Source organism: Fundidesulfovibrio agrisoli, assembly GCF_022808715.1.
GTDB lineage: Bacteria > Desulfobacterota > Desulfovibrionia > Desulfovibrionales > Desulfovibrionaceae > Fundidesulfovibrio > Fundidesulfovibrio agrisoli.
Map to the genome: position 1 here is coordinate 158,954 of NZ_JAKZKX010000001.1, position 20,899 is coordinate 179,852.

The window sequence follows — 20,899 nt, forward strand, 5'->3', positions numbered from 1 at the left end:
TTCTATGGAAACATTACGAGCGGAGCTTACTACGGAAGCCAGAAAGATTCTGGATGAACTCACCGGGGTGGCGCTATTCTTCCTGGCGCTGTTCTTCGCCCTGGCGCTGTTCTCCTTCGACCCCCTGGACCCCTCCCTGAACCAGACCTCCATCAAGGGGCGGGAGGTGGCCAACATGACCGGCCTGGTGGGAGCCTACCTGGCGGGCATGCTCTGCGACCTCTTCGGGCTGGCGGCCTATTTCGTCCCGGCCCTGATCGGCTATGCGGGCGTGCGCAGGCTCTTCCCGCTCATGGGCATCACCCGCAGGCACTGGGCCGGGCTCTTCGGCCTGTTCGTGGCCGTGCTCATCTGCCTCGGGTCGGACTGGCCCGGGCTTGGGCTGGCCCTGGGCAAGCTCGAAGGCGGCGGCTGGCTGGGCGGCGCGCTCTACCGCTTGGGCGCGAAGCTCATCCACCCGGTGGGCATGTACCTGTTGGTCACCTTCCTGGGCATCGTCTCCGTGCAGCTGCTCCTGGGCATCTCCTGGGACAGCCAGCGCGTGCGCGTCCACGCCTTCTTCGCGGATATCTGGGAGGTGATCGGCCCCTCGGTCACGCGCTTCCTGTTCGGCCCCGGCAGGCAGGAGCGCGAGGAAATCACCGAGGAGCGCAAACGGGCCATGGACGCCATGGAGCAGGGCGAGCTGTTCCCCGAAGCCGCTGATCCCGACGCAATGCATGAGGTGAAGCCCCAGGCCAAGGCCCAGCGGCGCGAGGCGCCCAAGCCCAAGGCCCAGCCCAGGCAAGCCGCGCGCAACTCCCTCGCCTCGGGCGATCTGCCCGCGCTGGACCTGCTCACCCCACCGCCAGCCCAAGCCGGAGGGCCGAGCGAGGAGTCCCTGCGCGCCCAGGCCGCGAGCCTCACCACCTGCCTGGCCGATTTCGGCATCCAGGGCGAGGTGATGCGCATCGTGCCCGGCCCGGTGGTCACCATGTTCGAGTTCAAGCCCGCGCCTGGCGTGAAGGTCAGCCGCATCGCGGGCCTCTCCAACGACATCGCCCTGGCCATGAAGGCCCTGGCCGTGCGCATCGAGGCCCCCATCCCCGGCAAGGACACCGTGGGCGTGGAGATACCCAACGCCAAGCGCCAGACCGTCTACCTGCGGGAGATCCTGCAGGCCGAGCCGTTCACCGGCTCCGCCTCCCGGCTGACGCTCTCCATCGGCAAGGACATCCAGGGCCGCCCCTTCGTGGCCGATCTGGCCCGCATGCCCCACCTGCTGGTGGCGGGCGCGACCGGCAGCGGCAAGAGCGTGTGCATCAACGGCATCCTGCTCTCCATCCTCTACAAGGCCCAGCCCGACGAGGTGAAGCTGCTGCTCATCGACCCCAAGCGCATCGAGCTGGCCGTCTACGCCGACCTGCCGCACCTGGTGCACCCCGTGGTCACGGACATGGCCATGGCCAAGTCCGCCCTGGACTGGTGCGTGGCCGAGATGGACCGCCGCTACGAGGCCATGGCCCTGCTCGGCGTGCGCAACCTGGACGGCTACAACGAGAAGCTGGCCAAGTCAGGCGGGGAGTACGGGCCGGAAGGCGAGCCGCTTTCCCCCATGCCCTACCTGGTGCTCATCATCGACGAGTTGGCCGACCTGATGATGACCGCCGCCAAGGAGGTCGAGATTTCCATCGTGCGCCTGGCCCAGCTGGCGCGGGCGGCGGGCATCCACATGATCCTGGCCACCCAGCGCCCCAGCGTGGACGTGGTCACCGGCCTCATCAAGGCCAACTTCCCCACGCGCATCGCCTTCCAGGTGACCAGCCGCCACGACTCCCGCACCATTCTGGACACCGTGGGCGCTGAGCACCTGCTGGGGCGCGGCGACATGCTCTTCAAGCCCAGCGGGGGCAAGATGATCCGCATGCACGGGGCCTTCGTCTCCGACGAGGAGACCGCCCACGTGGTGGACTACTGGAAGGATCGCCAGGCCCCCAGCTACCTCATGGACCTGGGAAGCTGGAAGGACGACGCCCAGGACGACGGCGGCGGCTTCGGCGGCGGCGAAGGGGGAGGGGACTCGCTGAACGACCCCGTCTACCCCCAGGCCCTGGAGTTCGTCATGGAGCAGGGCAAGGCTTCCATTTCACTCATCCAGCGGCGCTTCCGCATCGGCTTCAACAGGGCGGCGCGCTTCATCGAGCAGATGGAGCGCGACGGGCTGCTGGGCCCGGCGGACGGCAGCAAGCCCCGCGTGGTGCTCCGGGGCAAGGACTAGGCGGCCATGCAGATCATCCAGGATCAGGAGACGGCACGGGCGGCGCTGCAAAAGTTCATGCGCAGCTTGAAGAAATCCGCCGCCAAGGTCACGGCGGACATCCGTTGGCGCGGGCGCGCCTGGGAGGGCGAGACTTACTGGAACCAGGCGGAATGTTTCTGGTTCTCCTTCGAGGGAGAGTCCGGCCTGTTCCGGCTGCGCCTGGGGCTGCGCGAGCCCGCCGACGCGGCGCCGCTCGAACCGGTGTGTGAGCTGGCCTTTGACGAGTCCGGGGCCGACGGCGAGGCAAGCGGCTTGCTGCTGCGCTTCGGCAGCGACGTGCTCCTGGCTTATGCCGCCCCGGTCCCGCTGGTTCAGTTCCTGGGGGCGCACGAATACGATTTCACGGTGCTCCAGGCCGTGCCGCAGCAGGGGGAACCCAGGGAGGCGCTGGTCATCTCCAGCGCCGGCGCCGATACGGCCCCTGCCGGCGTGGCGCGCTTCGTCCGCGCCGTCAGGGACTTCCAGGCCTGGAAGGCGCAGGGGCTGCTTCCCGCCGACGGCCATGACATCGATTTCGGCCCCTCTCTGACCCTGAACTCCGCCGGGCGCGACCTCCCCTCGCCGCGCCTGCTGGAGCTCGCGACCCGGAGCCTGCGCGAGCAGCTGGACAAATTCTCCGAATCCCGCAATCTCGGCCACAGGACAGGCTACACCCGGCACGGGCAGCTCGTCCTGGCGGACGCGAAACAATCCGTGGCGGCGGTCTTCCAGGTGGAGGCGGACCTGGACCCCGCCAACCTGCAGGAGGCCGTGGGCCGCCTGATCCTGTCGCGCCTTCCCCTGCACGCCGCGAGATTCCTGGCCCTTCCCGGGACGCTGGGCGCATTCTTCACCCAGGCCCTGCACAGGCACGGCATCCACGTGCTCACATACAAACACACCCAGGACATGTCCGTGGTCTTCGACGCCGAGGCCGTCTTCGACATCGTCCGAGGGGATGACTGACGGAGTAGATACATGATCGCACGCATCACGGCCCTGCTGGCGCTGCTGCTTCTGGCCGCGCCCGGCGCTCAGGCGGCGGACGTCGCCGCGCTCACGGCCAAGATACAGAAGCAGTACCAGTCCATGAGCTCCTTCTCGGCGGACTTCAGCCAGCGGCTGCAGAACGCCACCAGCAAGGAGACGGAGATACGCACCGGCAAGCTGGTCTTCGCCCAGCCCGCGCTCATCCGCTGGGAGACCCTGGCCCCCGAAAAGGAGCTGCTGGTGGTCGGCAAGGACGCCGTCTGGAACGCCTTCCCCGAGGAGAAGAGCGCCTACCGCTACTCCGTGGAGGAGGTGCTCGGCTCCAAGACCATGCTGCGCTTCCTCTCCGGCAAGGCGCGCCTCAGTGAGGACTTCCACATCCAGCAGGAGCCCGAGGCCCCGGCCGGGCAGGTCAAGCTGCGCCTGGTGCCCCGCGAGGCCGAGCCGGGCCTGGTGCTGGCCTACGCCTGGGTGGACGAGCGCACCAACATGCTCACGCGCATCTCCATCGAGGACTTCTACGGCAACATCAACGACCTGACGCTCGCAAACGTCACGCTCAACACCAAGACCTCGCCCGAGCAGTTCCAGTACACACCCCCGGCGGGGTATTCCATCTTCGACAACGAGGCCCTGCAGGGCAAGAAGCCCCAATAGCGATCAACAGGCGCGGACGTATACGCATCCAAGAAAAGGACAGACGATGAAGTGCACATTGAAGGTCAATTCGAGCAGTCTGGGCATCGCGCTGGACATGGAGCCCAACGAGGCGGGCTACTCCGTGGAGATCATCACCACCATCGACGGCAAGCCCGTTTTCAACCCGGCCCTGCAAGTGACGGACGACTACTCCGGGGCCAGGATGAACCTCTACGCCGACGCGGTGAAGTACACCATCGACGGTCTCCAGGCCATCGTGGGCGGCTACGGCGCGGCCCGCATCGACCTGCTCGACCCCGACGGCAGCCTGATCTTCACCCGCTACTACGAGAAGCCCAACACCGTGTACGTGGACATCGACCTGGACATCTGCTGCTTCAGCGACGCCCACTGCTTCTCCTCCGACGGCATCGCCATCAAGACGGACATGACCTTCGAGGACTTCAAGAGCTTCGTCACCGACTTCGCCCTCAAGCTGGACAAGTTCAACGCCAGCTCGGACTACAAACACTAATCCACAGGAGCCGCACCATGTCCGTTCATCCCCTGGCCGGAAAGAAGGCCCCGCGCTCCCTGCTGGTGGACGTGCCCAAGCTCGTCAGCGCCTACTACAGCCTCGCCCCGGACCCCGAGAACCCGGCCCAGGCCGTCAGCTTCGGCACCTCCGGGCACCGGGGAACCTCCCTGGCGGGCACCTTCAACGAGGCCCACATCCTGGCCACCACCCAGGCCATCTGTGACTACCGCAAGGCCAAGGGCATCGACGGTCCCCTCTACATCGGCATGGACACCCACGCCCTCTCGGCCCCGGCCATGTCCAGCGCCCTGGAAGTGCTGGCGGCCAACGGCGTGCAGGCGCGCATGTGCTGGGACGGCTACACCCCCACCCCGGTGATCTCCCACGCCATCCTGACCTGGAACAGGGGGCGCTCCTCCGGGCTGGCGGACGGCATCGTCATCACGCCCTCGCACAATCCGCCCCAGGACGGCGGCTTCAAGTACAACCCCCCGGCGGGCGGCCCGGCGGATACCGACATCACCCGCAGGGTGCAGGCCATGGCCAACGCCTACCTGGCCAACAAGCTCTCCGGCGTGAAGCGCATGGGCTTCTCCCGGGCGCTCAAGGCCCCCAACGTGGTCGCGCACGACTTCATCACCCCCTACGTGGCCGACCTGGAGAACGTGGTGGACATGGCGGCCATCAAGGCCAGCGGCCTGCGCATCGGCGTGGACCCGCTGGGCGGCTCGGGCATCGCCTTCTGGCGGCCCATGGCCGAGCGCTACGGGCTCGATCTGGAAGTGGTGGACGACACCGTGGACCCCACCTTCGGCTTCATGAGCGTGGACCGCGACGGCAAGATCCGCATGGACTGCTCCTCGCCTTACGCCATGGCCAGGCTCATCGAGCTCAAGGGCAGCTACGACGTGGCCTTCGGCAACGACCCCGACTATGACCGCCACGGCATCGTCACCCCTTCGGCCGGGCTCATGAACCCCAACCACTACCTCTCCGCCGCCATCTGGTACCTGTTCCGGCACAGGCCCGGCTGGAGGCCGGACGCGGCTATCGGCAAGACCCTGGTCTCCAGCGCCATGATCGACCGCGTGGCCGCCGCGCTGCCCCGCGCCATGCGCGAGGTGCCGGTGGGCTTCAAGTGGTTCGTGGACGGGCTGGTCTCGGGCGAACTGGGCTTCGGGGGCGAGGAGAGCGCCGGGGCCTCCTTCCTGCGCAAGAACGGCACGGTCTGGACCACCGACAAGGACGGCTTCATCATGGACCTGCTGGCCGCCGAGATCACCGCCGTAACCGGCAAGGACCCGGCCCAGCTCTACGGCGAGCTCTCCGCGCGCTTCGGCTCGCCCGTGTACGAGCGCGTGGACGCCCCCATCACGGACGCCCAGAAGCAGGCCTTCGCCCAGCTGGCGCCGGAGTCCATCCTTCAGACCAGCCTGGGCGGCGAGGCCATCACTGCCAAGCTGACCAAGGCCCCCTCCAACGGGGCCTCCATCGGCGGGCTCAAGGTGGTGGCGGAAAACGGCTGGTTCGCGGCCAGGCCTTCGGGCACGGAGGCGGTGTACAAGATCTACGCGGAAAGCTTCATCGGCGTGGAGCACCTGCACCGCATCCAGGAGGAAGCCAAGGCCATGCTGGACGAGGCCTTCAGGGCGGCGGGAGCCTAGCTCGAAGCAGCGAAACCGTCAGGGACGCATTCAAAAGCCGGGCCTGGGCCGTTTCCCCTCCCTTGCCGTCCGCAACATCACGTTGCGGGCGGCAAGGGGGATGGGGGGCGCCCAGGCCCGGCTTTCGTGTTGAGTGTCCATTTAACCTCGCGACTTGTCTCGTCGATCACGGGCGCGGGTGTCTTTCGGCCGCATGGATGCATCGAGGAGAGGCCAACGGGGCAAGTCCCGCGCCGGGGAACGATTCCGCCGGGAGATGGGGTCAGCCATTCGCACGAGTTAAGGGCGGCTGCATCCGGGAGGCACCGGGGAGGCGAGCCAGCAACCCCACGGGGTGGCGCAACAACCGCCATGTTCTCCAATGGTTCGGCGCGGGCCTTGTCATGGCGAGTTCATTCTCCGCTCGACCAGGAATGCCCTTTGGCGTATCAAATAACTTCGCCCCCGTATGGCGAGCCGGGCCTGCTCGTCGTTCCCCGGAATCCTGCCGACTGAAAAGGAAGGAGCCTCCATGAATTTCACCGCGACGATGATCCTGCTGGCGGTAGGATTCTGTCTGGGCATTCTGGGCTGCCTGGAACTGGGGAAATGGCTGGGGACGAGGTCGGCGGTCAAAAGGCCGGACGAGGCCAAGAGCAAGGCCGCAGCGACGCTGGAGGCCGCAGTGTTCGGCCTGGTGGGGCTGCTCATCGCCTTCACCTTCAGCGGAGCAACTTCCAGGTTCGACCATCGCCGCCATCTCATCGTGGAGGAGGCCAACGCCATCGGTACGGCCTGGCTGCGCCTGGACGTGCTGCCGCAGAGCGCCCAGCCCGCCGTGAAGGAGCTGTTCCGCAAGTACGTCGACTCCAGGCTGGCGACCTACGCCGCGATGCCCGACCTGGACGCCGCGCACGCCGAACTGGGCCGCACGGTCGCGCTGCAGAACGAGATATGGAAGGCCGCCGTGGCCGCCTGCCAGACGGAGGAGGGCCAGCGCGCCGGAATCCTGGTTCTCCCGGCGCTCAACAACATGATCGACATCACCACCACCAGGACCATGGCGACCTTGTTCCACCCGCCCTCGATCATCTTCGCCCTCATGTTCGGGCTCGTTCTGGGCAGCATGGTGATGGTGGGGTACGACCACGCCCTGGCCAAGTCGAGAAGCTGGGTACACATCATCGGCTTCGCCGCGCTCATGGCCATCACCGTGTTCATCATCATGGATCTCGAATACCCCAGGCTGGGGCTGATCCGCGTGGACGACTTCGACCGGGTGCTGCGCGAGCTGCGCCAGTCCATGGGCTGATGACGCAGGGGGCCGTGGGGCCGCCGCGCACGGCGCTGGGCCTGCTGGCCAATTCACCAGCGGCGATTCCTGCACCAGGAGCCGGCGCGAGGAGGAATCGACTGGCTGTGAGCAGGAAAAGGTAGGTTCTACGGGGTGTTGTCGCGTGCCTGGGGCCGCTTTCGCGGCGACGCGGCTAGCGGGGCAGTTGCAGCAACTGGGAGACGCCGGTCCAGACGATCTCCATGCCGATGCAGACCAGGATGAATGCCGAGAGCCGAAGCAGCACGTTGATGCCGTTCTTGCCGAAAATCTGCACGATCCTGCGGGCGTAGCGGTAGCACAGGTACACCGTGGCCGCGACCGCCGCCAGCCCGACCACCGCCGCGCAGCCAAGCAGCACGGACTGGGCCAGCCCCATGTCGCCCAGGGGCCTGCGGCTGCCCAGGGTGATGGCCACCGATAGCGAGCCCGGCCCGATGGTCAGGGGCAGGGTCAGGGGGTAGAAGGAGTCGGCCAGCCCCACCTTGCCGCCGGAGGAGTCCGCGCCGTCATGGTCCTTGGGGTGCTCACCGGCGTGCAGCAGCTTCCAGCCGAAGGCGGTGACCACCGATCCGCCCGCCACGCGCAGCACGGGCATGGTGATGCCGAAGAACTCCAGCACGTGCGACCCCACGAACAGCGCCGAGAGCAGCAGGAAGAACCCGTTGACCGCCACGCGCCGGGCCAGCACGCCGCGCTCCGCCTCGGTGTTGCCCAGGGTCATGCCCAGGAAGATGGGCGCGCCCCCCACCGGGTTCACGATGGGGAACAGGCCCGCGTAGACCAGCAGGAAGGTGTTGAGAAAGTCGTTCATGTGCATGGCCGGATTGTTTGTTTCGCGCCGCCAGGAGGCGGAGCCGGGGGAACCTATGTCCCGCCAGGGCGGGCGTCAAGCCCGGCGGGATCAGTTGTCCGAGATTGGCCCGCCATAACCGCCAGGACGGTCAGGCCGGCCGGGAGCCGGACCCGCCGGGATGAACCGCCCGGCGCTTGAGGACGGTCGCCCGCGCGTCCGGCCTCTCCCGCTCAGTCTCTCCCGCGCGCACCTCAGAGCTCCAGTTCCAGGTAGCGCGCGCCCTCGTGGGGGTTCACGCAGTAGGCCGGGATGTCCCTGAAGCCAAGGCTCTCATAGAGGGCGATGGCCCGCCCCATGGAGGGCAGGGTGTCCAGGCGCATCCGTTTGTAGCCGCGCCGGCGTGCCTCGGCCACGATCCGTTCGGCCATGGCCCTGCCCAGCCCGAGCCCCCTGGCCTGGGGCCGCACGTAGAGGCGCTTCATCTCGCAGGTCTCGTCGGGGCCGATAACCGCCCCGTAGGCCGGTTCCGAGTCGGCAACAGTGCACAGCGGCCCCTCCAGCGGGCGCAGGGCCACGCAGGCCAGGGGCTCGCCGCCGTCGACGGCCAGGAGCAGCGCGCCGCGCGGCGGGGCGTAGGCCCCGGGCAGCCCGGCCAGCTCCTGCTCGAAGTTCTGGAAGCACAGGGAGAGCCCGAGGCTGGCGGCGTATTCCACGAAGAGGTTCCTGGCCTGCTCCACGCGCCCGGGCACGCTGGCGTCGAGTATCTCGATCAATCGCGCTGCTCCTTGGAATCCGTGCTTTATTGTTGTAGTTTACAACCCTGCGACACATCGCGCAATCAGCAACGAAACAGAGGTGCCGATGAAAATCAAGTTCCTGGGAGCGGCTAAGACTGTCACGGGTTCCTGTTACATGATGGAAACCGGCGGGACCCGCTTCGCCGTGGACTGCGGCCTGCACCAGGGCAACCGCGAGATCGAGGCCCGCAACCTTGATTACACGGTCTACCAGCCCCACAAGGTGGATTTCTTCCTCATAACCCACGCCCACATGGACCACTCCGGCCTGCTGCCGCGCATGGTCAAGAACGGCTTCGCGGGCAAGGTCTACCTGACCCCGCCCACCAAGGACCTGCTCTGGATCATGCTCCAGGACAGCGCCCACATCCAGGAGATGGAAGCCGAGCAGCAGAATCGCAAGAACGCCCGGCACGGCGGCAAACCCGCCGAACCGCTCTACACCCAGTCCGACGCCACGGCCGTTATGCCGCTGATGCGCACGGTGGAGTACAACGAGCCCTTCGAACCCGCCCCCGGCGTGAAGGTGGTCTACCGCGACGCCGGGCACATCCTGGGCTCGGCCTTCATCGAGGTATGGATCACCGAGAACGGCACCACCAACAAGCTCGTCTTCTCGGGGGATCTCGGCAAGCCGGACCAGCTCATCATCAAGGACCCCACCTTCGCCGAAACGGCCAACTACCTCTTCCTGGAGTCCACCTACGGCGACCGCGACCACAAGGACCCGGACACCAGCCTGGAGGAGCTCGGCCAGGCCATCTCCTACTCCTACGCCCACGGCGAGAAGGTCATCATCCCGGCCTTCGCGGTGGAGCGCACGCAGGAGGTGCTGTACTCCCTGCACATGCTCTCCAAGAGCGGCAAGCTCCCCAAGGACATGCCCGTGTTCGTGGACAGCCCCCTGGCCATCCGCGCTACGGAGATCTTTCGCCAGCACCCCGAATACATGGAAACGGACATCGGCAAGGGTATGCAGAACGGTGAGGACCCCTTCAGCCTGCCCAACCTGCGCTTCACCCTGACAGCGGACGAATCACGCTCCATCAACAGCATGGACGGGCCCGCCATCGTCATCTCGGCCAGCGGCATGTGCAACGCGGGGCGCATCAAGCACCACCTGCGCCACAACATCTGGCGCAAGGGCGCGAGCATCGTGTTCGTGGGCTACCAGGGGCAGGGCACCCCGGGGCGCAAGATCGTGGACGGGGCCAAGACCATCAAGATCATGGGCGAGGACCTGCAGGTCGCCGCCAAGGTCTGGACCATCGGCGGCTTCTCGGCCCACGCCGGGCAGAGCCAGATCCTGCAGTGGCTGGGCCACTTCAAGAAGAACGGCATGGAGGTCTTCCTGGTGCACGGCGAGAGCGACGCCATGAGCACCTTGGCGGGGCTCATCGAGTCGCGCTTCGGGTTCACGGTGCACATGCCGGAATACCTGGAGGAATGCACCCTCAAGCCGGGCATCGAGACCGCCGTCACCCTGGACACCGAGCGCGCCATGCCCAAGGTGGACTGGGGCTTCCTGCTGGCCGACACGGAGGCCAAGTTCGTGCTGCTGCGCCAGCGCCTGGACCGCACGGCCCAGAAGCCGTGGGTGGACCAGGTGGAACTGCGCGACAAGCTCCTGGAGGTCAACAAGGACCTCATGGAACTGATCTCGGAGATGTAGCCGAAGAGAGGCCCCCCGGACGGGGGGCCTCTTATTTCATGCGGTAGGTGATGCGGCCGCGGGAGAGGTCGTAGGGGGAGAGCTCCACCTTGACCTTGTCGCCGGGGAGGATGCGGATGTAGAACTTGCGCATCTTGCCGGATATGTGGGCGAGCACCTCGTGCCCGTTCTCGAGTTCAACGCGGAACATGGCGTTGGGCAGTGCTTCCTGGACGGTTCCGTCCACTTCTATGGCGTCTTCTTTCGGCATATGTAGCTCCTGTTGTGCTTACGAAGCGGCAACCCGTAACCTATTTTCCGGCGGGCTTCAAGCCATCCCCTTCAGGCAGACGCAAAACGGCCAGGGTTCCTCCATCCTGGAGGGGTGAAATCTCCAGTTCGCCGCCCTGATCGCGCATCCACTTCCTGGCTTTGGCCAGCCCCATGCCAACGCCGACGGATTTTGTGGTGAAGAACGGGTCGAACACGAAGGGCAGATGTTCAGGCGCGATGCCGGGGCCGTCGTCCCGGACCTCGATGCGGCCACGGCCCGACTCCCCCGCGCACCGGACAAGGACCGAGCCGCCGCCCGCGGCCAGGGCCTCGAAGGAGTTGGCCAGCACCTCTCGCAGGGCGTCGGCGGTCATGGCGGGGTCAGCCGTCAGCGTCGTGTCCAGGCCGCCGCACTCCACCGCCACCCCGGAAGGCGGGACGGGCATGCCCGCCAGGACGCCCCGCACCAATCCGGCCGCATCAACGGCTCGCGGCGCGGGCTGGCGGGAGGCGGTGAACTGCGTCACCGCCTGCACCACGTCCTCCAGGCGCATGGCCGCCTCCATGATGATCTCCATGTGGCCGCGCGCGGGTTCCGGCATGTCGGCGCGCTTCATGAGCAGGCGCGTGAAGCCGCCGATGGTCATCAGGGGGTTGCGCACCTGATGCGCGATGGACATGGAGAGCCGGGCCAGCCCGTCGATGCGCTCCTGCTGCAACCGGCTCTGGCGCTGGTGCAGGTCGTAGATGTGGGAGACGTCGCTGATCTGCAGGATAACGCCGAAGATCTTCTCGTATTCCACCAGGCGGGAGACGGCCAGGGTGTAGTGGCGCAGGCCCAACTCCGGGTGGGCGTAGCGGGCCAGGATGTCGCCCATGGTGGGGATGCGCGTATCGTCCAGGGCTTCGTCCAGCAAAGCCTGGACCTCGGCGCGGTCCACGAAGCGGTCCAGGCGGGGCCCGTTCAGGCTGGAGGAGAGCAACTCCTCCCGGCCCAGGCCCAACATGCGCGCGGCGGAGGCGTTGGCGGCGTAGACGTTCCCCCGGATGTTCACGATGACCACGCCGGTGGCCAGCGACTCCAGCAGGGAGTTCAGGTACGAGGAGCGGATGAAAGGCAGCATGCGTAGGGGACCTCTTGTCCAGCCTCGCACAGGCGTGTGTCGATACGGCGACGCCCGTGGTCCTTTACATCCGCGTGGTATTTGGGCACAGGGCCTGTAGCCGATCCACAACCATCACAGGGAGCCTATAGCGCGTGTTGACCCCAAAACTGCTTGAAAAATATGCCGATGTTCTCATCTGGGGCCTGGAGACGTCCCGCCCCTCCGGCTACCAGCCGGGCGACAACGTGCTCGTGCAGTTCGACCTTGCCGGGCTCAAGCTGGCGGAGGCGCTCTTCGCCAAGCTGCTGGCGCGCGGCATCAACGTGATCCCGCGCCTGGGCCTGACCTCCCGCATGGAGCTGGATTTCTACTCGACGGCCTCCGAGGCCCAGCTCTCCTTCATCGCTCCCGGCACTCGTGAGCTGTTTGAGAACCTGCACGGCTCGGTCTACATTCTGGCCCCGGACAGCCTGACCCACCTCTCCGGCATAGACCCCAAGCGCATCGCCCAGACCGCCATCGCCCGCAAGCCCTACCGCGACATCCTGGTGCGCCGCGAGGAGGCCGGGAACTTCGGCTGGACCCTGTGCGTGCACCCCACGGACGAATACGCCCGCTGCGCCGGCCTGACCCGCAAGGAGTTCACCGAGCAGGTCATCAAGGCCTGCCACCTGCGCGCGGCCGACCCCGTGAAGGAGTGGAAGAATATCTTCGACGAGGCCATGGAGATCAAGAACTGGCTCAACGCCCTGCCGGTGGAGTCGTTTCATATCGAGTCCGCCAACGTGGACCTGGTCGTAACCCCCGGCCTGCACAGGCGCTTCAAGGGCATCTCCGGTCACAACATCCCCAGCTTCGAGTTGTTCCTCTCGCCGGATTGGCGCGGCACCGAGGGCGTCTACTACGCGGACCAGCCCTCCTACCGCAACGGCAACCTGGTGCGCGGCGTGCGCCTGGTGTTCCGCAAGGGGGAGGTGGCCGAGGTCAGCGCGGAGGAGGGCGAGGAGTTCGTCCGCAAGCAGGTGGACATGGACGGCGGCTCCGACAAGCTGGGCGAATTCTCCCTCACGGACAAACGCTTCTCCAAGATCGACAAGTTCATGGCCAACACCCTCTTCGACGAGAACTTCGGCGGCGAGCACGGCAACTGCCACGTGGCCCTGGGGAGCTCCTACTCCGACACTTTCGACGGCGACCCCTCGGAACTCACCGACGCCCGCAAGGCGGAGCTGGGCTTCAACGACTCCGCTCTGCACTGGGACCTGGTGAACACCGAGAAGAAGCGCGTCACCGCCAAGCTGCGCGGCGGCGGCAGCAAGCTCATCTACGAGGACGGCCAGTTCGCCTGCTGACCAGCCCCGAGCCTTCTGGTTCCACGAAAAAGTCCGGCCCCTGGCCGGACTTTTTCGTGCGATTCTTTACACCGCGTTACGCGGCCTCTATTCGAAAGCCATGAGCACCGATGAGAAGGTCCGGCCCGGCGATGGCCTGCCGCGCGGCGCAGCCCTGCGGAGGCTGGCCGGGCCCATGATTCTGGCTCTGCTGGGACTCTTCTGCTGGGGCTACGGCTGGCCGGGCCATGGCCGGGAGCTTCTCTACCAGGGGCCGGGCATACCGGCCTCGACGAGGCTGGCTGGCGGCTTCGCGCTGGAGACGGCATCCTTCCCCCTGGAATCACTCGACATCCTGCGCCTGAGCGTGGACGCCCCCGCTGGCTCCGGATACGCGGTCTCCTGGAACCTGCCCGGCATGGGCGCCGTCAAGGAGGACCCCTTTCCGCCGCCGAAAGGCTCATCCGGCCGTGCATCGCGGGCCTTTTTGCTGGATTGCCAACTCTGCATCGGCATGGTTTCCGCCCATGTGGAGCTGCCGGAAGGCCAGGATGCGGTTACCCTGCGGCTGGAGCGCCAGACGCGCCTCTCCCTTCTGGCAGAATCATTGAGGATAGTTTTCCCTGTGCTGGCCGCGCTGCTTCTGGCGGCTTTCGCCTCTCCCCGCCGCTTCCTGGCCCCGGCGCTGGCGGCAATGGCCTGCTTCGCGGTCTATTCCGTGGCAGCCCCAGCCCCGAGCGGAGCGCAGTCCGGCGACAACCGCTGGTACCTGCCCACCGCCTTCGCCATGCTGCACGGGGACATGAGCCTCGAATCGTACGAGAAGCGTCTGGCGGGCATCCGGGCCATGTCGGTGCGCGCCCTACCGGACGGTAGGGTGGTGAATTACTATCCCCCCGGCCTCTCCCTGGCCCTGGCACCCATTGCCGCCTGGACAGGTGTGCTTGATGCGCCCGAGGCCCTGGTGGCGGAGGCTTCGGCCAAGATGGTCGCCGCGCTGGCCGTGGGCCTGTTCCTCTCCATCTGCCTGCGCCTGGGGCTGGGGCGGGGCACGGCCTGCCTGACGGCGGCCGGCTTTGCGCTGTGCACCAGCCAGTTCTCGGTCCATGCCGGAGCGCTGGCATCGCACAACCTGGCCTGCCTGCTCTCCCTGGCCATGCTGCGCCTGCTACTGGAAGGGCGCGACGTCACGGTCTGGGCTCTGGCGCTGCTGGGCGTGTTCGGGGTCATGGTCCGCCACGACATGGCCTTCATGCTCCTGGGCGGCGCGGCCTCCCTCTGGCTGGACTACCGGAGCGCCCTCGTCCGCTTCGCCTGCTGGTGCGCCCTGTTCGCCGCCGCCTGGCTGGGCCTGAACCACTGGATGTACGGGGCGCTGCTGCCGCCCTACATGCTGGAGCAGGGCCCCTCGGGCAGCCTCGCCGCGGCCCCGGCCACTCTCCTGGGCCTGCTGGCCAGCCCCAACAGGGGCCTGCTCGTCTACAACCCAGTGTTCCTCCCCGGGCTCTGCTACGCCTTCTGGCGCGTGTGGCGTCCGCGCGCCGCATCCGGCCCGGGCTATGGCGACGCGCGGGGCGCGGAGTGGGGGGCCTCCGTGGCCCTGCTCGGCTTCCTCGGCGCGCTCTCCATGTTTCCCATGTGGTGGGGCGGGTGGTCCTACGGGCCGCGCCTGTTCGGGAGCATGTACGGGGTGCTCGCGGTGCTGAGCGTCCTGGGGCTGCGCGCATTCCTGGCGCGCATCCCCTATCCAAGGCGCGGGATGGCTGCGGCCGCGTTGTTGCTGCCGCTGCTCGCCTGGGGCGGTTTGGCCAACCTGAAGGGAGCCGTGGTGGGCGACTCCTGGAACGAGACGCCCCGCGACGTGAACACGCATCCCGAGCGGCTTTGGGATTGGGGCGACATGCAGGCCCTGCGGGATTCCGAAGTGCTGCGGGAAGTGCTGCGCCGGGCTTTACACGCCGATTGAGGGGATTTATCTTCATTATCTGTGCGTTGTCACAATCCATGGAGGTATCATGACCCGCATCCTCAATCCGCTTCTGTTCGCCGTTCTGGCGCTGGCGTTCATCTGCTCCCAGGCCTCGGCAGCCGACATCGCCGGCTGGGAAAAGGGAGGCGCCTACGACAAGTTCTACGACGCCAAGGAGGCCGACTCCTTCAAGGGCAAGGTGGAGCAGATCATCGAGATCGTGCCCATGCCCGGCATGGCCAAGGGCGTCGGGCTGGTGGTCCGCGACAAGAAGGACAACAAGACCGAGACCGTGCACCTCGGCCCCAAGGATTTCGTGAACGTCGAGAGCATCGGCCTGCGCACCGGCGACACCGTGAAGGTCAGCGGCGTATGGGCCACCATCGGCGGCAAGGAGGTGGTGATGGCCTCCAAGATCAAGAAGGACGAAGGCGAGGAGCTCAAGGTTCGCCGCTCCAAGGACGGCACCCCCTGGTGGACCCTCAGCCCCGAGGAGCTCGCCCAGGAAAAGAAGGCGGCCAACTAGCATGCGCCGCGCAGCACCGATCCTCCTGCTGGTGATGTCCGTGGCCTTGGCCTGGGGCTGCGCCCCCAAGGGCGCGCCCATCGCCGCCATGCCCGAGGCGCCCGCTCCCCAGTGGAAGCCCGGCGACTACTGGGAATTCACCGGGCACAACCGCAGCGCGTATGCCATCTCCGACCGCATGGAGGTCGCCTCCGCGGGTGATGAGATCGTCCTGCGCGGCCGCGGGGACACCGGCAGGCAGACCACCCTGGCCAAGGACTTGAGCGTCACCTCCACCAAGGGCGGGATGATCTCCTACGGCGTCGTCAGCGGCAAGGACGCCTACCTGATCTTCCCCATGAAGGTGGGGGCCAGCCAGACCTTCCGCCACAGCGCGACCACGCCCAAGGGGACGCAGAACTACACCATGACCGTTACCGTGGAGGCCGCCGAGGAGGTCGCCGTGCCCGCCGGGACCTTCAAGACCTTCCGCTTGCGCGTGGCCAAGAAGAACGACACCGGTTGGACCGGGGATTACGTGATGTGGTACTCGCCGGAAGTGAGGTACTTCGTGCGCATCTACGACACCCAGGGCAACCAGGTTTCGCTGGTGCGGTACGGACGCTGACGGGCTCTAGCCACAGATTGAGAAAGCCGGAAGGACGCGAGTCCTTCCGGCTTTTCTTGTTCGATCAGACGCGGGGGAAGCCTCCGGCGGCTAAAGGACGAAGTCCTGCTTCGCCCTTTGGAATCCCGAACAGGGGGTGTGTCGGGTTGGAGACAACGCGGTTCACGGCGCCAAACCAGGCGATTCTCCCCTGGTCTACGCGAAGCTATAGGGGAGTCCAGAGGGCCGAAGGCCCTTTGGCCGCCGGAGGCTTTCCCGGAAAATGCGGCAAAAAAAGATCGGGCGTCCCTGTGATCGTCGATCACAAGGACGCCCGTTTCTATTGCGGCAATCTGGAGCGGCTAGTTCTTTTCCAGCGCGATCAGGTCGTCCAGGGTCTCGCGCCTGCGGGCCAGGGTCACCTTGTCACCGTCCACCAGCACCTCGGCCGCCCTGGGGCGGGAGTTGTAGTTGGAGGACATGGTGAAGCCGTAGGCTCCGGCCGAGAACACGGCCAGCAGCTCGCCCTGCTCCACAGCGGGGATGTTGCGGTCCTTGGCGAGGAAGTCGCCGGATTCGCAGATGGGGCCCACCACGTCCACGTCCACGTCCGGGCGGCCCTTGGGCTCGACCTCGCGGATGGCGTGGAAGGAGCCGTAGAGCGAGGGGCGCACCAGGTCGTTCATGCCCGCGTCCACGATGATGAAGTCCTTGGTGGGGGTCTTCTTGGTGTAGACCACCTCGGTGAGCAGGATGCCGGAGTTGCCCGCGATCACGCGGCCGGGCTCCAGGATGACGGTCATGGGGTGGTCCTTGAGGACCTTCACCAGGGCCTCGCCGAATTCGGTGGGGTGGGGGGGCTCCTCGTCGTTGTAGGGGATGCCCAGGCCGCCGCCCAGGTCTAGGTGGGTGATCTTGAGGCCCAGGCCGCTCAGGCGCTCGTGGAAGCGCATGATGCGGTCCAGCGCTTCCAGGAAGGGGTCCAGGCTGGTGAGCTGGGAGCCGATGTGGCAGTCGATGCCGATGGGCTCGATGCCGGGCAGGGCCATGGCCCGCTGGTAGGTGGCCAGGGAGGACTCGATATCCAGCCCGAACTTGTTCTTCTTCATCCCCGTGGAGATGTAGGGGTGGGTCTTGGGGTCCACGTCGGGGTTGATGCGCAGGCTGATGCGCGCGGTCTTGCCCATGTCCGTGGCGATGGCGGAGAGCAGCTCCAGCTCGGCGGCGGACTCGACGTTGAACATCAGGATGCCCGCGGCCAGGGCCTGACGCATCTCGTCGGCGCGCTTGCCCACGCCGGAGTAGACGATCTTGTCGGGCGAAACACCGGCGGTCAGGGCGCGGTGCAGCTCGCCGCCGGAGACGATGTCCATGCCCGCGCCGCAGTCCTTGAGGAGGGAGAGCAGGCTCAGGTTGGAGTTGGCCTTCACCGAGTAGCAGGTCAGGTGGGGCACGCCCGCGAAGGCCGAGTCGAAGGCCTCGAAGTGGCGGCGCAGCGTGGCGGCGGAGTAGACGTAGAGGGGGGTGCCGAACTTGCGGGCCAGTTCGGCCGCCGGCACGCCCTCGGCGAAGAGCTGGCCGTCCTTGTATTCGAAGAAATGCATGGGGCTAATCTCCTTGGGTTCCTGCTTCCCCGTCCAGCTTGGCCTTGAGGCCTCCCAGGATGTTCAGGGCTTCCAGGGGGGTGATGCTCTCGAGTTTGAGGTTGCGGATGTCTTCCAGCACGGGGTGCGCCTGTTCAGGCGGCAGCTCCTGAGCCTCGCTGACCAGCCCGGGGAGCCCGGGCAGCATGGTCCGCTGGGCGGACGGCTGCGGGGCTCCGCCGCGCGTCTCCCGGGCCTTTTTCTCCAGCCCGGCCAGGATGTCCTTGGAGCGCTGTACCACCCGGCTGGGCACGCCCGCAAGCCGGGCCACCTCGATGCCGTAGCTGCGGTCCGAGGGGCCGGGCACCAGCCTGCGCAGGAAGATGATGTCCCCGCGCCACTCCTTCACGGCGATGTTCACGTTGCGAAGGCCCGGCAGCTTGCCTTCCAGCTGGGTCAGCTCGTGATAGTGGGTGGCGAACAGGGTGCGGATGCCGCCATCGTGCGTGTCGCTCTTGCGGCCGCGCCCGGCCAGGTCCTCCACGACGGCCCAGGCCAGGGCCAGGCCGTCGAAGGTGGAGGTGCCCCGCCCGATCTCGTCCAGGATGACCAGGCTCCTGCGGGTGGCCTGGCGCAGGATGCGCGCCGTCTCCATCATCTCCACCATGAAGGTGGACTGGCCCTGGGAGAGGTTGTCCGAGGCCCCCACGCGGGAGAAGATGCGGTCCGTGAGGCCGATGCGCGCCTTGGCGGCCGGCACGTAGGAGCCGATCTGCGCCAGCAGGCACATGATGGCCACCTGGCGCAGCACGGTGGACTTGCCCGCCATGTTGGGCCCGGTGATGAGCAGCAGGCGGGTGTCCCCGGCGATGCTCAGGTCGTTGGGGATGTAGTTGGCCGGGCCTTGCACGGCCTCCACGGCGGGGTGGCGGCCCGCCTGGATGGAGATTTCGAGCCCCTGGTGCAGCGCGGGTTTGGCCCATTCCCACTTGCGGGCCGTGTCCGCCAGGGCCTGCCAGTAGTCCAGGTCGGCCAAAGCGCGGGCCATGGACTTGAAGCGGGGCCTGGCCTTGGCCACGGTCTCGCGCAGCTCGCCGAAGAGGCGGTACTCCAACTCCTTGCGGCGCTCGCTGGCGGAGAGCAGCTTGTCCTCCAGCTCCTTGAGGGCCGGGGTGATGTAGCGCTCGGCGTTGGCCAGGGTCTGGCGGCGCACGAAATGCTCGGGCACCTGGCCACCCGCGCGGGAAAGCTCGAAGTAGTAGCCGAACACCCGGTTGTAGCCCAGCTTGAGCTTGGGCAGGGAGTTGGACTCCTGCTCGCTCAGCAGCAGCTCCTTGAGCTTGGACTCGCCATGCTCGGTGAGCTCCATCAGCTCGTCCAGGCCCGAGTGGTAGCCGAAGCGGAACAGGCCGCCCTCGGTGATGGTGGCCGGGGGCGAATCTGCCAGCGCGGCGGCCAGCAGCTCGCGGACGTCCTCAAGCTGGTCCCAGGACTGCAGCACACGCCCCAGGGCCCGGGGCTTCTCCACGCTGAAGGCCGCTCCGTCCAGGCCGTCGCCCGCCAGCAGGCCGTGGATGCCGGGCAGGGCGGTCAGGGTGTTGCGCAGGGCGAGGAAGTCCTTGGGGGTGGCCCGGCCCAGGAAGATGCGCGTGGAGAGGCGCTCCAGGTCGTAGACCTCGTCCAGGGCCTCGCGGATGGCTTCGCGCAGGCCGTCCTCCTTGAAGAAGAAGCGCACGGCGTCCTGGTTCTCCAGGATGGTCTCCAGGTCCACCCAGGGCTGGCGCAGCCGGATCTCCAGCAGGCGGCCGCCCATGGGGGTCACGGTGCGGTCCAGCACGTGCCAGAGGGTGCCGGGGCCTTTGCGTCCGTCCAGGCGGCGGAAGATCTCCAGGTTGCGTTCCGTCACCTCGTCCACCAGCAGGTGGCGGCTCAGGTTCAGGGGACGGAAGGCGCCCAGGTGCCCCAAACCCTGCTTCTGGGTCTGGGACAGGTAGGAGAGCATGGCCCCCATGGCCCGCACCAGTTGAGGCTTGTCGTCCAGGTCCAGGGTTTCGAGGCTGGCCACTTCCTGGGCCTCCAGCACGCGGGCGGTGGCGGCGGGCAGGTCGAAATGGGGCTTCTGCGGATAGTTGGTGATCTGGATGCCGAGCTGCGGCACGTGCCGGGGCGGGGCCTTCATGTCCGGCAGGAGGAGCTCCTTGGGGTGGATCTTCTCGACCCACTGCCAGAGCTGGGCCTCGTCGCGGCTGTGCAGGCCGGACCATTCGCCCGTGGAGAATTCGATCCAGGCCAGGCCGCCCGCGCGCTCGTCCGGCTCCCAGAAGAGGGCGGCCAGGTAGTTGTTGCGCTTGGCCTGGAGGTTGACGTCCTCCACCACGGTGCCCGGCGTGAGCACTCGCGTGACCTCGCGCTTCACCAGCCCCTTGGCCTGCTTGGGGTCTTCCACCTGGTCGCAGATGGCGACCTTGTAGCCCTTTTCCAGCAGCTGGCTCAGGTAGGCCGAGAGGGCGTGATGCGGCACGCCGCACATGGGCACCGGTGAATCGGAGTTCTTGTCGCGCGAGGTCAGCGCGATCTGGAGCTCCCGCGCGGCCACCTCGGCGTCCTCGAAGAACATCTCGTAGAAGTCTCCCATGCGGTACATGAGCAGGCAATCAGGGTATTCTCCCTTGATCGACAGGTACTGCTCCAGCATGGGGGTGAGCTTGACGGTGCTCATGGCTTCCGGGGGTGATTTGACGATAATGTTAATAATGGAGCCTCTCGGGCCTGAGTTCAACTTGCCTGCACATTTTGGTGGAGTCAACAGGGAAAAAAAAGGCCGGGCGCGCGAAACGTCCGGCCTTTGGTCGCACGGAGT

At 67.0% G+C, this 20,899-nt stretch carries 17 protein-coding genes; 11 read left to right on the plus strand and 6 right to left on the minus strand.

Annotation, left to right across the window (positions count from 1 at the left end; all coding sequences use genetic code 11):
• Nucleotides 1-4: 4 nt before the first annotated feature.
• The 6 genes from MLE27_RS00665 to MLE27_RS00690 all read left to right on the plus strand — a co-directional run bounded on the left by MLE27_RS00665 (nt 5) and on the right by MLE27_RS00690 (nt 7,400).
• Nucleotides 5-2,257, plus strand: a complete 2,253-nt coding sequence (locus tag MLE27_RS00665) for a DNA translocase FtsK (RefSeq protein ID WP_243309926.1) — start codon at nt 5-7, stop codon at nt 2,255-2,257.
• Between the two features lie 6 nt (nt 2,258-2,263).
• A complete protein-coding gene (locus MLE27_RS00670) occupies nt 2,264-3,244 on the plus strand; it encodes a hypothetical protein (protein WP_243309927.1) in 981 nt (326 codons plus the stop codon).
• A gap of 12 nt (nt 3,245-3,256) precedes the next feature.
• A complete protein-coding gene (lolA, locus tag MLE27_RS00675) occupies nt 3,257-3,925 on the plus strand; it encodes an outer membrane lipoprotein periplasmic chaperone LolA (RefSeq protein WP_243309928.1) in 669 nt (222 codons plus the stop codon).
• Between the two features lie 46 nt (nt 3,926-3,971).
• Nucleotides 3,972-4,442, plus strand: coding sequence for a hypothetical protein (locus MLE27_RS00680; RefSeq protein ID WP_243309929.1), 471 nt, complete (start codon nt 3,972-3,974; stop codon nt 4,440-4,442).
• Nucleotides 4,443-4,459: 17 nt separating this feature from the next.
• Nucleotides 4,460-6,109 carry a phosphoglucomutase (alpha-D-glucose-1,6-bisphosphate-dependent) gene (gene pgm, locus MLE27_RS00685; protein WP_243309930.1) on the plus strand — a complete coding sequence of 550 codons (1,650 nt, stop codon included), beginning with the start codon at nt 4,460-4,462 and terminating at the stop codon, nt 6,107-6,109.
• Nucleotides 6,110-6,620: 511 nt separating this feature from the next.
• On the plus strand, nt 6,621-7,400 hold the full coding sequence (locus MLE27_RS00690; RefSeq protein WP_243309931.1) for a bestrophin-like domain: 780 nt from the start codon (nt 6,621-6,623) through the stop codon (nt 7,398-7,400).
• 175 nt (nt 7,401-7,575) lie between these two features.
• On the opposite strand, the gene MLE27_RS00695 is transcribed toward MLE27_RS00690, so the two are convergent.
• Together MLE27_RS00695 and MLE27_RS00700 are read right to left on the minus strand one after the other, a co-directional pair.
• Nucleotides 7,576-8,235 carry a MarC family protein gene (locus MLE27_RS00695; RefSeq protein WP_243309932.1) on the minus strand — a complete coding sequence of 220 codons (660 nt, stop codon included), beginning with the start codon at nt 8,233-8,235 and terminating at the stop codon, nt 7,576-7,578.
• Nucleotides 8,236-8,468: 233 nt separating this feature from the next.
• Nucleotides 8,469-8,990, minus strand: coding sequence for a GNAT family N-acetyltransferase (locus MLE27_RS00700; protein ID WP_243309933.1), 522 nt, complete (start codon nt 8,988-8,990; stop codon nt 8,469-8,471).
• Nucleotides 8,991-9,078: 88 nt separating this feature from the next.
• On the opposite strand from MLE27_RS00700, the gene MLE27_RS00705 reads away from it, so the two are divergent.
• Nucleotides 9,079-10,686 carry an MBL fold metallo-hydrolase RNA specificity domain-containing protein gene (locus MLE27_RS00705; protein WP_243309934.1) on the plus strand — a complete coding sequence of 536 codons (1,608 nt, stop codon included), beginning with the start codon at nt 9,079-9,081 and terminating at the stop codon, nt 10,684-10,686.
• 31 nt (nt 10,687-10,717) lie between these two features.
• Here the strand turns inward: MLE27_RS00705 and infA are convergent, their stop codons facing one another.
• A complete protein-coding gene (gene infA, locus MLE27_RS00710) occupies nt 10,718-10,936 on the minus strand; it encodes a translation initiation factor IF-1 (protein ID WP_027190819.1) in 219 nt (72 codons plus the stop codon).
• A 40-nt stretch (nt 10,937-10,976) separates the two neighbouring features.
• Nucleotides 10,977-12,062, minus strand: coding sequence for a sensor histidine kinase (locus MLE27_RS00715; protein WP_243309935.1), 1,086 nt, complete (start codon nt 12,060-12,062; stop codon nt 10,977-10,979).
• 134 nt (nt 12,063-12,196) lie between these two features.
• On the opposite strand from MLE27_RS00715, the gene MLE27_RS00720 reads away from it, so the two are divergent.
• The 4 genes from MLE27_RS00720 to MLE27_RS00735 all read left to right on the plus strand — a co-directional run bounded on the left by MLE27_RS00720 (nt 12,197) and on the right by MLE27_RS00735 (nt 16,477).
• Nucleotides 12,197-13,396 carry an aminopeptidase gene (locus MLE27_RS00720; RefSeq protein ID WP_243309936.1) on the plus strand — a complete coding sequence of 400 codons (1,200 nt, stop codon included), beginning with the start codon at nt 12,197-12,199 and terminating at the stop codon, nt 13,394-13,396.
• Nucleotides 13,397-13,496: 100 nt separating this feature from the next.
• Entirely contained in the window at nt 13,497-15,341 is a 1,845-nt protein-coding gene (locus MLE27_RS00725; RefSeq protein WP_243309937.1) for a hypothetical protein, read from the plus strand.
• Nucleotides 15,342-15,390: 49 nt separating this feature from the next.
• Nucleotides 15,391-15,870, plus strand: coding sequence for a MamS/MamX family magnetosome protein (locus tag MLE27_RS00730; protein WP_243309938.1), 480 nt, complete (start codon nt 15,391-15,393; stop codon nt 15,868-15,870).
• Between the two features lies 1 nt (nt 15,871).
• Entirely contained in the window at nt 15,872-16,477 is a 606-nt protein-coding gene (locus MLE27_RS00735; protein ID WP_243309939.1) for a hypothetical protein, read from the plus strand.
• Nucleotides 16,478-16,818: 341 nt separating this feature from the next.
• On the opposite strand, the gene lysA is transcribed toward MLE27_RS00735, so the two are convergent.
• On the minus strand, nt 16,819-18,060 hold the full coding sequence (gene lysA, locus MLE27_RS00740) for a diaminopimelate decarboxylase (protein WP_243309940.1): 1,242 nt from the start codon (nt 18,058-18,060) through the stop codon (nt 16,819-16,821).
• Between the two features lie 4 nt (nt 18,061-18,064).
• On the minus strand, nt 18,065-20,758 hold the full coding sequence (gene mutS / locus MLE27_RS00745; protein ID WP_243309941.1) for a DNA mismatch repair protein MutS: 2,694 nt from the start codon (nt 20,756-20,758) through the stop codon (nt 18,065-18,067).
• Between the last annotated feature and the right edge of the window lie 141 nt (nt 20,759-20,899).

Coding starts and splice junctions, on each gene's coding strand:
- mutS (WP_243309941.1), bottom strand. CDS start 20,758: ATGAGCACCGTCAAGCTCACCCCCATGCTGGAGCAGTACCTGTCGATC.
- MLE27_RS00695 (WP_243309932.1), bottom strand. CDS start 8,235: ATGAACGACTTTCTCAACACCTTCCTGCTGGTCTACGCGGGCCTGTTC.
- MLE27_RS00705 (WP_243309934.1), top strand. CDS start 9,079: ATGAAAATCAAGTTCCTGGGAGCGGCTAAGACTGTCACGGGTTCCTGT.
- MLE27_RS00715 (WP_243309935.1), bottom strand. CDS start 12,062: ATGCTGCCTTTCATCCGCTCCTCGTACCTGAACTCCCTGCTGGAGTCG.
- MLE27_RS00690 (WP_243309931.1), top strand. CDS start 6,621: ATGAATTTCACCGCGACGATGATCCTGCTGGCGGTAGGATTCTGTCTG.
- infA (WP_027190819.1), bottom strand. CDS start 10,936: ATGCCGAAAGAAGACGCCATAGAAGTGGACGGAACCGTCCAGGAAGCA.
- MLE27_RS00665 (WP_243309926.1), top strand. CDS start 5: ATGGAAACATTACGAGCGGAGCTTACTACGGAAGCCAGAAAGATTCTG.
- MLE27_RS00730 (WP_243309938.1), top strand. CDS start 15,391: ATGACCCGCATCCTCAATCCGCTTCTGTTCGCCGTTCTGGCGCTGGCG.
- lysA (WP_243309940.1), bottom strand. CDS start 18,060: ATGCATTTCTTCGAATACAAGGACGGCCAGCTCTTCGCCGAGGGCGTG.
- lolA (WP_243309928.1), top strand. CDS start 3,257: ATGATCGCACGCATCACGGCCCTGCTGGCGCTGCTGCTTCTGGCCGCG.
- MLE27_RS00735 (WP_243309939.1), top strand. CDS start 15,872: ATGCGCCGCGCAGCACCGATCCTCCTGCTGGTGATGTCCGTGGCCTTG.
- MLE27_RS00670 (WP_243309927.1), top strand. CDS start 2,264: ATGCAGATCATCCAGGATCAGGAGACGGCACGGGCGGCGCTGCAAAAG.
- MLE27_RS00725 (WP_243309937.1), top strand. CDS start 13,497: ATGAGCACCGATGAGAAGGTCCGGCCCGGCGATGGCCTGCCGCGCGGC.
- pgm (WP_243309930.1), top strand. CDS start 4,460: ATGTCCGTTCATCCCCTGGCCGGAAAGAAGGCCCCGCGCTCCCTGCTG.
- MLE27_RS00680 (WP_243309929.1), top strand. CDS start 3,972: ATGAAGTGCACATTGAAGGTCAATTCGAGCAGTCTGGGCATCGCGCTG.